This window comes from Congregibacter brevis, assembly GCF_045689245.1.
Taxonomy (GTDB): domain Bacteria; phylum Pseudomonadota; class Gammaproteobacteria; order Pseudomonadales; family Halieaceae; genus Congregibacter; species Congregibacter brevis.
The window spans coordinates 875,774-889,169 of the sequence record NZ_CP136865.1 but is presented as its reverse complement, the minus strand read 5'-3'; the positions used below and the strand labels follow the sequence as shown (position 1 = coordinate 889,169).

Sequence of the window (13,396 nt, the reverse complement as noted above, 5' to 3'; positions counted from 1 at the left end):
CTATGCAGTGAAACTACGGTTGTTCATATACTCGTCTTCACCCGGAAATATCCTAGGGTAGTTTTCTCGGTAGGACCTGGCGGCATCGGGCTTCCACTCTTCTGGAAGCATCTTTTTACCCATCGCCATTTGTCCATCTTGCGATTGCGCGGTCACCCAACAAAACCATTCATCATCATTGCGAGCGGGAAAGTCCTCACGGAAATGCGTGCCGCGACTTTCTTCACGATACAAACCCGCACGCAGCTTCATCTCTGCATTGAGAAGCATGCTCTTTACTTCGTGCGCCATGCGCAACTCATGCCCATCCCGAGCAATCATTCGGGGCACACAGTGTTGCCTCAGGAATTCGATGGAGGCTAGGGCTCCGTCCAATCTGCGTCGCTCCTTCACATAAAGAACATGAAATGGCGTCATCGTGTTCTGTAGCGTTGCGGTAAGCCATTCTGGGCTGTAGCCCCTTTCGTTTTCTCTTGGCGCCCACATAGCCTCTACTACTTTCGCGACCTTGTTCTCATTCACTTCGGGCGGTGGGTTAGCCTTCAAAAACTGAGCGGCGTATTTGGCGGCGCGACGACCCTGAATAGCAGATCCATAAGATGAAAATCCTCGTCCAGGGTAGAGGGAACCGCATAACATAGAGCCGAGGGCGTCTCCCGCCGCATAAAGCCCCTCAACACCATCTGCAGCGCACGTGTAATCAGACGACAATACACCCTCGCTTTTATGCACTCCCATGCCAGCCGTAGCTCCGCCGACGCGATGCCCCATCTTTTCAGCTTCACCCTCTTCTGAAGGAGCCTCAGGAGGCCCCCCCATATCAAGATGAAGTCCAGGCGTCTTTAGGTAACCCTTACCAAGATACTTTTTATTTCGTTCTCGCTCTTCAGCGCCGGGAGGTGGCTCACCGGGAGCGGGAGGAGCTTCGCCTCCCGGCCCCATGCCAAGTCTTCGGTCTACGCCGTGGTTGTAAACGCTCAGCGCATTACCCAGCGTCAGGCCACCATCTAATTTGTTAGGGGGACCTACCATCACGTAAGCGCCCTTTACCTCCTGCGCCCACTTCCACCCCTCGTAAGCAGCAGCGGGGGCAAAGGCAAAGGTAGGGTGAGTATCGTGAAACTCCTTCCCAACTATTTTCGCACCTGCTTCATAGGCCATAGCATCTCCGTCGAAGGTTTGCCCCCAAATTGGAAACCCTGGACTCTTATAGGAGCCGGCTCCAGTACACAAGATAACGGCACCTGCGTTTAGTACAATCGCCTTAGATTCCTCTCGAGAGTCGTCATAGGTAAAGCCAACAGCGCCCGATACGCGACCACTATCATCCTTTAGGAGCGAAGTGATCATTGTGCGCTCGACAAACTCAACATCAGCGGCTTCCAACTCGCGCCGGAATGCCTTTGTTCCACGCTCAAACGGTTTAGTTTCGTGTGCGCCCATAGCTTGCAGGTCATAGAAGATGTCGAGCGACTCATCCATAAAAATGTCGAGCCACTTTCGATCGTTAACGTACTCTGTGTTCATGGCCAAATTGTCTTGCCACTCTTCTCGATCGTAAATCTCCGCATCGAAAGGCCTGCTATCGGACGCCCAAGGGGACATGCCTGACCAACCTACTACGCCTTTATCCACCATAATTACGGACAAACCGTTTTTCCTAGCTTCCAGAGCTGCAAAAGTCCCGGCAAACCCACTTCCAATAATAAGTAGGTCGCTTTTATGATTTGTCTTAGCCGCAGCGGCCATGGACGATTGCCCGGGATTCAGAACAAGAGGTGCCGAAAGCGCTGCTGCGGTGAACATTCCCGCTTTTATGACGTCTCTACGAGAAACACCCTCTTCAATTTTTTCATCGTCGTTGTTTTCTGCCATAACTTTTCTTACCTCTACCCGGTCCTGTACCGAGATCGCATGGGACGCCCGTACTATTGAGCCGACTTGTGCTCGTTAAAAACCCAACTGCTCATACAGGATCCGCTCCGGGGCGACCGAAAGAGACAACAGAGACTCTTCAACTGCTTTAACCATGACCGGAGGGCCGCAGATATAGAAATCCCAATTGATAGATTCGGGTTGGCTGACCACGCCGGACAGCACTTCTTGATTAATGAAACCTGGGAGTCCTGTGAAATTTTCCGGCGGCTGCTCCAAGACCAGTTGGGTGTCAAGATTCAGCACGCATTCCAACGACGCAATCTCGTCCATAAATGACATCTGCTCTATGGTGCGATTCCCGTAGATCAGCGTGACCGGACGCTTATCTTCGTGGTCTCCCAACTCCCGGAGCAAGCCCATAATGGGTCCAATGCCTGCGCCACCCGCAATCAGAACAACACCACTCGCATTTCGCGCGTTTTGCGTAAACACACCATGAGGACCATCTACCCAGACACGATGCCCCGCTCCGAGCTTGGCTAACTGGCGCGTATAGTCGCCTAGCTCGCGAATAACATAGCTAACCTTTGGCAGTGAGCGTCTGGTGGTGGCAATGGAAAACGGGTGCTCATTGCGTGCAAAAACACTGTCAGAGGTGCTGATCCAAGTGAACTGACCTGCATCAAAATCAAAGGGAAAGTCGCCGTCTTTTTCGATAGTGAGATGCCAATCACTGTCACTACCCTTAAAGCAGTCTACGACTCGAAATGGCTGCTTGGCGACCGCGCGTGGACGGAAAAAATACACGTAAACCACAAGTGCAACGGCGACTACACACAGCAAGAACCACATGATGTCGAACCAAGCGCTATAGCGGCCATGTCTACCAATAGTCATGGCGTGATGCGTCGCCAAAATAATAATCGCAACAAAACCTGCGGAATGGGTGTACCGCCAGGCTTCATAAGAAAGACCTGTTCGTTCTTTGAATACTGCCATGAGAACCCAAACAAGCATAAGACACCAGGCGTACATACCGGTGGAGGTTTCAGGGCTCGTAAACAAGTCCCACAGATCCCCAAGAGCAAACGAAGGAGCAACAAAAAAGCGAGGCGCAACAATAAGAAGCGGATGGAGTAAAACTAGGTAACCCACCAATTCCCCCATTTTAGTGTGCAGGCGCATGGTGTTGTCTACACCAGCTTGACGTGCCACAGCATCTACTCGGGCAGTAAGGAAGAATTGAAGGAGCATCATACTCAAACCGATAATGCTCAGTAATTGAACCAACTCTTCATACCAGCCGCGGACCGCAAGACCTTCTATGTAAGAGAGCGCCCACGGGACGAGGATCGCAACGACGTAGATTCCAGTCAGAGCACCATAAGACAGCGGTGATCGCATGACGGGCTGGAGGCGTGCATCGGTGACCGATCCACGAGACATGGTGTTCATTAAAACGTACTCGGAGGCGCTAGGCCCTTCGTCTACTTATGCGATGAGATTACCGTTAGGCCATCGCGTTCATCAATAGATCCGTCTCGTAGAGCAAGACTGAGAGTATTAAGTTACGGGACTAAGTGACCCGTATTGTCCTGTGGCGGATAACTAGCCTGCTTGAATGCGATCAAGAACGCGAATAATTCTCATGCGCACCAATTTGGTGCAAGAAAGCGCGACAAAAAATAAACACGGGTGAGCCGGAGCTGCCAACGCCGCCGTATTAATCCCAGGAACACACACTGCTGGAGTATCACTCATGAATAAGCTAAATCGTCGTAACTTTTTAAAGACATCAGTGGCGGCAGGATCTGGCCTCCTCATTGCTCGCTTTAGTCATGCGCAAGAGATCATCACGGAAGACGATGGAATCGCTGTGGCGATGGGATACAAAGCCGATCACAGCACTGTAGATACAGCGCAATGGACAAAGAAAGCGGGCCCCGAGGGTGCCAAGCAGCAATGCACCACCTGCACCTTGTACCAGGCAGTCGACGATGAATACGGTATGTGCCCAATCTTTGCTGGCAAGCGCGTGCACGGCGCAGGCTGGTGTAACGGATGGGTGGGCTAAACCACTAATCCTGGCAAGCCTGATAAGCGCTGAGTTTTAATCCGCGGTGGCAACTCTGGTGGCACAGTTGCGCGCCGCTCAGCTAACCACAGCGTTTTTGTTTGGCGGCACACTAGCGGCTGGCCTGACTGGGAGGTGCATCAACCGGTTTTTGAAGCTCTTTGTAGCGAGCTATCGCTCGGTTAAACTCGTTCAAAACGGAATCGTGTTCGCGCTTCAGTCTCCGGGTCGAAGCCGAGTATTCACATTCAACTCCCTAACAACGGGTTGCACGCCATCATTATCGTTCAGAGCTTTAGCCATCGAAACGATCAGCGCGTCCTGAGTCGCAAACCAATCAGCATTGTTCACCCAACACAAACCTAACAGCGAGACGATGCCAGTCTCCATTCCCGTGACAAACACCGCTGGCGCGGGATCCTCAAGCACACGATCGTCTGCAGACATCGCGGACAAACACAGCTGTTTTCCCAGCGCGATGTCATCGGTGATGTGAAGCTGCACAGTGAGATCAACACGCCTTACGGGAACAGTGCTGTAGTTTTGAATGTCCGACCCGAGCACCACCATGTTGGGAATGTAGACGAGGCGACCATCAAAGGTACGCAGGACCGTCTGGTAGGTGGTAATGCTATCGACAATACCCATGGTGCCGCGGATGGTTACTGTATCCCCAATCATAAAGGGCAGGCGCGGAAGAAACGGGATTGCAAAGAATGCAATCACCGCTCCGACAATAACAACCAGAATAGCGATGCCAGAGATACCTGACATGTCATAACCGAGGTGCTCTGCCGCGAGCATCACGGCGAGCAAAATAACCATCACATAAAGTGCACCAAACGCGACACGGACCATCCGCGCAATCTTTCCGCGAGGTTTAACAAAGGATGAGACCAGCCGGTACAACAGAAACACCACAAGCATCGCCACGAGCATAAACCCGAGACCGGTTACGGCCAGTTTTGCGTACCCTTCGAGAGAGCCTAACGCCGTGTTTAAGTCATTCATGTGTTCGCCCCGATCAATATTCTTCTTAGGGTAAGTACGTCGCAAACAGTAGTTCTAGTGCGCGGATAATATAGGCCTCAATCTTACGCTCTTCTTCTGTAATGGCGAAAAAAATCGTTCGACTCATCAAGTTGTCCGCCGAATGAACTAACACTTACCATCTTGCCTGCATCAACCTATCATTGCTCACCCCAACTCAGACGGACATTCCCCAATCGCTAGCAGCCCTAGACAGCTCGGCACGCGTGAAGTGGTTTTACTCGCTGCGGCCGGCGCTATCGTCACGGCCAATGCCTACTACATCCATCCCATCATCGGATCCGTGGCAGATAGCTTCGACGTAAGCTACGGACTCGTCGGACTGGTGCCGGCCCTCAATCAGATTGCTCTGGCCTTAGGCGTGCTGTTTCTCTTGCCCTTGGGCGATCGTATGAGCAATCGCCGTCTTGCCGTAATCTGTATCGCTGCGCAAGTCGCTGCGCTTATCTCCATGGCGACGGTTAAGGACTTTGGTCTTTTTGTCGCCGCCTCGAGCTTGCTAGGCTTTTTTACTATCACCCCCTACCTTTTACCGGCTTACACGTCCAAACGAGTTCCTAAGGAACGTCTTGGTTTTGTCACCGCAGTCCTTACCACCGGAGTGATTGCCGGTGTGCAACTGTCGCGAGTCACATCCGGCGCCATGGGGGAAGTGCTTGGATGGCGGAGCGTTTATTGGATGGCTGCGGTCCTCATGGCTATCTCCACCGTTGTATTGCCGATGCTCATGGATACTGACGAACCACCGGGGGAAGCAGACAAAGAAAGCTATGGTCAGCTACTCAACTCCCTGGTGTCCCTCTCCTTAAAGCACCCCCGCGTCATGATGTCAGGCGTCATTCAGGGACTAGGGTTCTCTGCCTTCTTGAGCTGCTGGCTAGGTATAGGACTGCACCTGACAAGTGAAGAATTCAATTTGGGCACAGACACCGTGGGATATCTCGCGGCATTCTCTGCAGTGGGCTTACTGGTGACACCGCGCCTGGGCCGCTGGGCGGATCGCTTTGGTGCGGAGCGGGCCCGTCTTCGCATGGCGACCATCAATTTTTTGGGAATTCTAACCCTGGCACTCGCTTCCGTTCACTGGCTCTTTTTATTACTCCCCATCGCAGTCATGAGTACCGTGGGTCCCATGGTAGATGTCACCGGTCGTATGACCAGCCTCAACACACCGCCGGCAGTTCGCACCCGTCTCATGACTTTATATATAACGCTGATGTTTCTCGGTGGAGGGATGGGTAGCTGGACTGGTGCGATCGCCTACGGGCTGGGCGGCTGGTGGGGTACCGTTACCCTCACCAGTTTCTTTGCAGGCCTGGTCTGCATTTTGGCCTGGCATCAGGCGCGCGGGCGTTAATCGAACTGCCCGTGACCGCCTGCCTCGAGCACCGATAGCTCAGACTCGCAACCCTCAATCAATCATCGTATTCTTCAACCATAGCCAAGAGAGCCGCAACAGCGGTACACACTCTGAGAGCAACTTGGAGAGAGAAAGATGCTTGAACTCGTTACTCTGCCTCCGGCATTCGGCATGCGCAATGTCAGTCCTTTCTGCCTAAAAATTGAAATGCTGCTCACTGCCCTGGAGGTACCTTTCACCGCATCCGAAGAAGCCAATCCGGGCAAGGCGCCAAAAGGAAAGCTTCCTTATCTTGTTGCTGAGGGACAAACAATCGCTGACTCGGAACTTATTGCCGAGTACCTCGATGGCATAACCGATGGCCGCGTGTATAGAGGCATGACAAGCCAACAGAAGGCTCATGGCGTCGCCCTTACTCGCTTAGCCGAGGACCACTTGTATTGGATGGTGGTGGCAAGTCGCTGGCTAGACGACGCTTGGTGGCCAAACGTGGTCAGCGGATTTTTCCACATCGCGCCCAAACCCGTACGCCCCCTCGTCGCAGGCTTGGCTCGCCGCCAGGTACGCCAGACCTTTAATCTGCAGGGCCTCGGACGTCACACTCTGAAAGAGCAAAAAGAGTTTGCAGCTCGGGATCTTCAAGCACTCGAGGACGCAGTGCCGGAGTCAGGGTTTCTCTTTGGTGAGACTCCGAACATTTTCGATTTCACCATCGCGGGCATGATGGCGGGCGCTTACGATAACCAACCGGCGACATGGATCACTGGGTTGGCGCTCGGCTACAAAAAGCTGCACGCCTACACCGAGAGAGTTCAAGAGACTATCGGTGTTTACGGTCGAGCACTTGATAGTTCTGAAGCTTAACTTGCCCACTCAGCTCAGCAACTGCGCAAAAGTCTCACGCAACACGTTCTTCTGCACTTTAGCCATGGTGTTGCGTGGCAACTCATCTAGAAACACCACGCGCTTTGGCGTTTTGTAAGCCGCCAGCCCTTCGCGGCAAGCAGCGATGATATCGCCCTCGGTAGTTGAACCGACTTCAGTCGGCACGACAACCGCCACAACCGCTTCACCAAAATCCACATGGGGAACGCCGATTACCGCTGACTCTTTAACGCCCGTCAGCTCATCGATGAAAAGCTCTATCTCCTTCGGATAAACGTTCAGGCCGCCCGTGATCACCAGGTCTTTGTTTCGTCCAACGATACTGACGTAGCCGTCTGCATCAATCTTTCCAAGATCGCCGGTGTTGAAAAAGCCATCTGTAGTAAAGTCATCGGCGGTCTTTTCAGGCATTCGCCAGTAACCGGCAAAAACGTTTGGCCCCTTTACTTGAAGATGCCCTGTTTCATGGCTCTCGACTTGCTCTCCTTCGTCATTGACGATGCGAATCTCAATGCCGGGAAGCGGCAGCCCCACGGTTCCTGCACGCCGCTCACCGCCCAGGGGGTTAGACGAGTTCATATTGGTTTCGGTCATACCGTAACGCTCGAGAATCCGATGCCCGGTGCGCTTTTCAAAAGAATGGAAAGTTTCTTCGAGCAAGGGCGCAGAACCGGAAACAAACAAGCGCATGGAGGCACAGCGATCAACAGAGAAGCTAGGCTCTGAAAGTAGACGCGTGTAGTACGTGGGTACACCCATAAAAACCGTACACTCAGGCAGGTGTTGTACGACCTGCTTGGCATCGTAGCTTGGCAACCAGCGCATGCTGGCGCCGCTGAGCATAACGCAGCTCACAGCCACAAACAGACCATGCACATGAAAGATAGGCAGAGCGTGGAGCAAGCGATCGTTGGCAGTAAAACCCCAGGCATCAACCAAGGTTTCTCCATTCGCAAGGAGGTTGCCGTGCGTCAGCATGATTCCCTTAGGTACTCCCGTGGTACCGGAGGAATACAGCAGTGCAGCCAAGTCGCCGGCCTCTCGCGGCAGAACACCGAAATCGCCTACCTTGCTATCTGCGGCTTCAATTAACGAACCGCTATCGTCGCTATTTAGGGTTAGCACCAGCTCGGTTCCCGCCGCCAATGCTATCGCCCGCATTTCATCTTCACTACCGCTGTCGCAAACCACGAGCTTTGGTTCTGCGTTACTAATGAAATACTCGATTTCCGCGCGACGGTAGCCAAGGTTCAAAGGCTGGTATACCGCACCGGTCCTCAGGCAGGCGAAGTACAAACACAGGGCCATGGGGGACTTCTCAACCTGTACAGACACTCGATCACCCGGTCTAACACCGCCGGCGACAAGCACGTCAGCAATCTGGGCTGCACGTTGATCGATATCTGCAAAGCTGTAGCTTTCGCCAGTGTTTGTTACCAGCAATAGTTTGTCTTCAACGTCCTGAAAACGACTCGCGAAGTGCGCGTAAAGGTTCTGACTCATCGTGGCTGGCTCCGCCGAACTGTCTCTTGTGCATGCTAACCTAAGTCAATTCTAGAACTACTAGCAAACGAGGGTCGCGTATGGTGATTTACGGAGTCGGCTTGCTGTCTTTCTGCATGCTCTTCGGCGTCTTTGCTGGAGACTTGCTCGGGAAACTCATCGGCGTAAACGCGAATGTCGGTGGAGTCGGTATTGCCATGCTCCTTCTGATACTGCTGTCGAACCTGAACAAGCGCGGCCCAAAACTGAGCCTGCCTACAGAAACAGGGATCAACTTTTGGAACGCCATGTACATCCCCATAGTTGTGGCTATGGCGGCAAAACAAAACGTAATCGCGGCACTATCGAGCGGATGGCTGGCGATCGTAGCGGGCACTGCGGCCGTGATTGCCAGCTTTATGCTCATCCCCGTTATGACGCGCTGGAGTACATCCAATGATCGTTGAAACTCTCGAAGCGGTCATGACCAAGAACACACTGATCACGGCGTTCCTTGTCGTGGCTATCCTGGTCTGGAGTTCCTACTACCTGTCGGACAAGCTCACCCGCGGCCATATCCACGGCTCCGCCATCGCAATTGCCGTCGGTCTTGTTCTCGCTTATGTCGGAGGCCGTTATACCGATGGAACCCGGGGAATAGCAGACATCCCACTGTTTGCTGGCTTCGCAATAATGGGCGGTGCAATGTTCCGAGATTTCGCCATTATCGCCACCGCCTTTGGTGCAAATCTCGACGAGCTAAAGAAGGCGGGCTTTATAGGCGGAGTCTCCGTCGTCACAGGTGTTGTGCTCTCGTTCACCGTTGGCGCCGTGACGGCAGTAGCTTTTGGATACTCAGACGCCGTAGCAATCACTACTATCGGAGCGGGCGCGGCAACCTACATCGTTGGGCCCGTAACAGGCACGGCACTCGGTGCCGACTCGGACGTTATCGCGCTCAGTGTCGCCGCCGGCCTCATCAAGTCTATCCTCGTCATGATCGGAACACCGCTGGTCGCTTCGCGTATTGGGCTTACCAACCCGCACTCGGCAATGATCTACGGCGGGCTTATGGGCACTACTAGTGGCGTGGCTGCGGGTCTCGCGGCGACCGATCCTAAGCTCGTGCCCTACGGCGCGATGACGGCGACATTTTATACAGGTATTGGTTGTCTCATCGCACCGTCAGCGCTCTTTCTGGTGGTTCGAACATTTACCTAAGGCCCAGCATCAGGCTGTAGCTCGACAATCTCGTCTGTGCGGCTATTCTTACATCCTCGCTCCTCCACCAAACTCAAAAAAGGTAAGCCTTTATGAGAACCGAAAAGACAGTCATGTCTGCCATCACCCTTGCTGTAGGTCTGACACTTGGCGGCGCTGCTATCGCTGCCGACAAAGACGAAGCAGCCGTTTTGTCCGAAGCCACCTTTGAGGGCCTCACGCTACGAAACATAGGTCCGGCCGTTAGGTCCGGACGCATCGCCGACCTCGCGATCCACCCAGAAGACGAAAACACCTGGTACGTAGCGGTGGGCTCTGGAGGTGTTTGGAAAACCGTTAACGCCGGCACCACCTTCGAGCCGGTGTTTGACGACGAAGGCTCCTACTCCATCGGCGCCGTGGCACTGGACTCCAATAGCAGCAGCACTGTTTGGGTGGGTACCGGTGAGCACGGTGGCGGACGGCATTTCGCCTTCGGAGACGGCATCTACAAGTCCGTCGATGGCGGCAAAAACTGGATGAACATGGGTCTTGAGGACTCTCAGCACATTGGCGAAATCATCGTCCATCCAGAGAACTCGGATGTTGTTTACGTGGCAGCTCAGGGGCCGTTGTGGAGCCCCGGTGGTGATCGCGGATTCTACAAATCAACTGACGGCGGACAGACCTGGACCAAGACGCTCGGCGATGAGGAGTTCACGGGCGTAACCGACATTGCTATCGACCCCCGAAACCCCGAGCGGGTCTACGCGGCAACCTGGCAGCATCATCGAACCGTTGCCGCAGTGATGGATGGCGGCGCCAAATCCGCCATCTATCGCAGTGAGGACGGCGGTGATACCTGGAAGAAACTTTCTGAGGGACTACCTGAGGGCAAGATGGGCAAGATCGGACTAGCGATATCCCCGCAGCAGCCGGATATTGTCTATGCCGCTATTGAACTCAATCGCCGCAAGGGCGGCACATGGAAGTCCGTGGACGGCGGAGAGTCCTGGACACAGCAGTCCGAGGTTATCTCTGGTGGCACGGGCCCACACTACTACGTTGAGCTTTATGCCTCACCGCATCGATTTGATCATCTTTACATGATGGACGCGTCCATGAAGCAGTCTCTCGATGGCGGTAAGACCTGGGGGCCAGTCAACCGTCAGCACCGCCATGGCGACAATCATGCGCTGGCGTTCAAACTCAGCGATCCGGATTACCTGCTGCTAGGCACAGACGGTGGCGTGTACGAAAGCTTTGATTTGGCGGCGAACTGGCGCTATATGCCTAACCTGCCAGTTACGCAGTTCTATAAGCTGGCGCTGGATGACGCCGAGCCTTTCTACAACATCTATAGCGGCACTCAAGATAACGGCACTCAGGGCGGGCCTTCGCGCACCGACAGCGTGAATGGAATTCGCAATGCTGACTGGAGTCTGGTACTGGACTGGGATGGACATGCTCCGGCTACGGAACCCGGCAATCCGGATATCGTCTACGCCGAACGGCAGGAAGGCGCCCTCTCGCGCATCGACATCACCACTGGCGAAGTTGTTGATATACAACCACAGCCAGGTGAAGACGAAGATTATGAGCGCTTCAACTGGGATGCACCGATCCACGTCAGCCCCCACGACCCTGCGCGTATTTACTTTGCCAGCCAACGGGTATGGCGCTCGGACAATCGTGGCGATAGCTGGCGCGCTATATCAGGCGATCTGACACGCAATGAGGAACGCTTTGAGCTACCCATCATGGGCCGCAAGCAAAGCTGGGATTCCTCGTGGGACGTTTTGGCGATGTCCAACTACAACTCTATTACCTCATTATCTGAATCCCCTCTCGTAGACGGACTCATCTACGCAGGTACCGATGATGGTCTATTACAGATAACTGAAAATGGCGGCGAAAGCTGGCGCAGCGTTGAGGTTAGCCGCATGGGTGTACCCGAACGCGCGTTTATCAACGACATTAAGGCCGACCTCCATGATCCGGATACCGTGTACGTCTCCCTAGACAACCACAAGTACGGTGACTACACACCCTACCTGGTTAAGAGCACCAACCGCGGACAAAGCTGGGAATCCATCAGCGAAGACCTCCCTGAGCGTCACCTGGTCTGGCGCATGGTCCAGGACCACGAAAAGCCGGAGCTATTATTTGCCGCAACCGAGTTCGGCATCTTTTTCTCCATTGATGCTGGAGAACAGTGGATAGAGCTCGAGGGCGGTGTTCCTACGATCAGCTTCAGAGATCTCGCCATACAGCGACGGGAGAATGATCTGGTCGGTGCCTCTTTTGGACGGGGATTTTTTGTACTTGATGATTACAGTGCGCTGCGCGAAGTCAGTGAGGCATCACTGAAAAAAGAAGGTTCGCTGTATTCAACCCGTAAGGCATGGCTCTATATTCCCAGGTCTGACCTCGATTTTGATGACCTGAAGGGCTCGCAGGGAGCATCGCACTATGTCGCGCCCAACCCAGAGTTCGGTGCCACATTTACCTATCACCTGAACGAGGGGCTGCAGACGCTAAGTGAAGCGCGCATGGCTGCTGAGAAATCTAAAGAGGCAGACGGCAAAGATATCGAATTCCCGGGTTGGAACGCCGTAAGTAAAGAAGCCACTCAGGCAGCACCGGCTATTTTCTTGGTGGTGAAAGATGCGCAAGGCAACGTTGTGCGCCGTGTCGAGGGTCCTAAAGACAAAGGCTTCCATCGCGTCGCTTGGGACCTTCGCTACCCCGCAACTAAAGTAGTCTCCTTGAATGATGAGAACGATCACGGTGAAACGCAGCGAGGCATGATGGCAGCACCGGGCACCTATACAGCGACGCTCTACAAGCGTGTGGACGGACAGGTAAGTCAGCTCGATGACCCCATTGATTTCGACGTAGAGCGTCTGTATTCGGGCTCTTTACCGGGCGCCTCTGATGCAGAGGTCGCCGCATTCTGGCGAGCTTGGGAAGATGCCGCACGGGAATCGTCAAAGCTCAAGGCAGATCTCGCACGCGCCGTGCAACGTTCACAGGCGATGGCCAAGGCACTGGCGCACTCTCGTGCCGATGCCGGCGACCTTGACGCAAAATTGCATCAAGTGGGCGAGACGTTGCATGCGTTGAACGGAGAGCTCAATGGAAACCCAGCCAAACTGGAAGTGGGCGAGAAAACGCGCACCACCATCTCGCAACGACTCTCAGTGGTAGAGCGCACAATTTATCGCTCTTTGTATGGACCCACGGACACCGCTCGTCAGGGGCTCGAAGTCGTCAACAAAGCAATGAAGTCTTTGGCGACACGGCTTGATAGGGCTGAATCAGCGCTAGAAGAGCTTGAGAAGGCCTTGCTCGCGGCGGGGGCTCCCCATGTTGAGGGTGCAAGCCTGGATTAAAATCCCACAATTAACACGGTGCTTTAGTTAAAAATCCCCGCTTATGCGGGGTTTTTTTTGACGACAGAAACT

10 protein-coding genes are annotated in these 13,396 nt (G+C 54.0%); 6 read left to right on the top strand and 4 right to left on the bottom strand.

What is annotated here, in order from left to right:
• Together R0137_RS03930 and R0137_RS03925 are read right to left on the bottom strand one after the other, a co-directional pair.
• Entirely contained in the window at positions 1–1,875 is a 1,875-nt protein-coding gene (locus R0137_RS03930; RefSeq protein ID WP_407328704.1) for an FAD-binding protein, read from the bottom strand.
• A gap of 75 nt (positions 1,876–1,950) precedes the next feature.
• Positions 1,951–3,333: a ferric reductase-like transmembrane domain-containing protein gene (locus tag R0137_RS03925; RefSeq protein WP_407328703.1), complete on the bottom strand. Its 1,383-nt coding sequence runs from the start codon at positions 3,331–3,333 to the stop codon at positions 1,951–1,953.
• A gap of 304 nt (positions 3,334–3,637) precedes the next feature.
• On the opposite strand from R0137_RS03925, the gene R0137_RS03920 reads away from it, so the two are divergent.
• On the top strand, positions 3,638–3,952 hold the full coding sequence (locus R0137_RS03920) for a high-potential iron-sulfur protein (RefSeq protein WP_407328702.1): 315 nt from the start codon (positions 3,638–3,640) through the stop codon (positions 3,950–3,952).
• 216 nt (positions 3,953–4,168) lie between these two features.
• On the opposite strand, the gene R0137_RS03915 is transcribed toward R0137_RS03920, so the two are convergent.
• Entirely contained in the window at positions 4,169–4,963 is a 795-nt protein-coding gene (locus R0137_RS03915) for a mechanosensitive ion channel family protein (protein WP_407328701.1), read from the bottom strand.
• 250 nt (positions 4,964–5,213) lie between these two features.
• Here R0137_RS03915 and R0137_RS03910 point away from each other — a divergent pair, with 250 nt between their 5' ends.
• Complete coding sequence (locus tag R0137_RS03910; protein ID WP_407328700.1) at positions 5,214–6,359, top strand: MFS transporter; 1,146 nt, start codon at positions 5,214–5,216, stop codon at positions 6,357–6,359.
• 138 nt (positions 6,360–6,497) lie between these two features.
• The gene (locus R0137_RS03905) at positions 6,498–7,226 is read left to right on the top strand and encodes a glutathione S-transferase family protein (RefSeq protein WP_407328699.1); all 729 of its coding nucleotides are present in this window, start codon (positions 6,498–6,500) and stop codon (positions 7,224–7,226) included.
• 9 nt (positions 7,227–7,235) lie between these two features.
• Here the strand turns inward: R0137_RS03905 and R0137_RS03900 are convergent, their stop codons facing one another.
• Entirely contained in the window at positions 7,236–8,750 is a 1,515-nt protein-coding gene (locus R0137_RS03900; protein ID WP_407328697.1) for a malonate--CoA ligase, read from the bottom strand.
• An 80-nt stretch (positions 8,751–8,830) separates the two neighbouring features.
• Here R0137_RS03900 and madL point away from each other — a divergent pair, with 80 nt between their 5' ends.
• From madL to R0137_RS03885, 3 genes are all read left to right on the top strand, one after another.
• Positions 8,831–9,196: a malonate transporter subunit MadL gene (gene madL / locus R0137_RS03895; RefSeq protein ID WP_407328695.1), complete on the top strand. Its 366-nt coding sequence runs from the start codon at positions 8,831–8,833 to the stop codon at positions 9,194–9,196.
• Positions 9,186–9,950 carry a malonate transporter subunit MadM gene (gene madM / locus R0137_RS03890; protein WP_407328694.1) on the top strand — a complete coding sequence of 255 codons (765 nt, stop codon included), beginning with the start codon at positions 9,186–9,188 and terminating at the stop codon, positions 9,948–9,950. The genes madL and madM overlap by 11 nt, the downstream gene beginning before the upstream one ends.
• A 92-nt stretch (positions 9,951–10,042) precedes the next feature.
• Positions 10,043–13,324 carry a VPS10 domain-containing protein gene (locus R0137_RS03885; protein WP_407328692.1) on the top strand — a complete coding sequence of 1,094 codons (3,282 nt, stop codon included), beginning with the start codon at positions 10,043–10,045 and terminating at the stop codon, positions 13,322–13,324.
• The last annotated feature ends 72 nt before the right edge of the window (positions 13,325–13,396 follow it).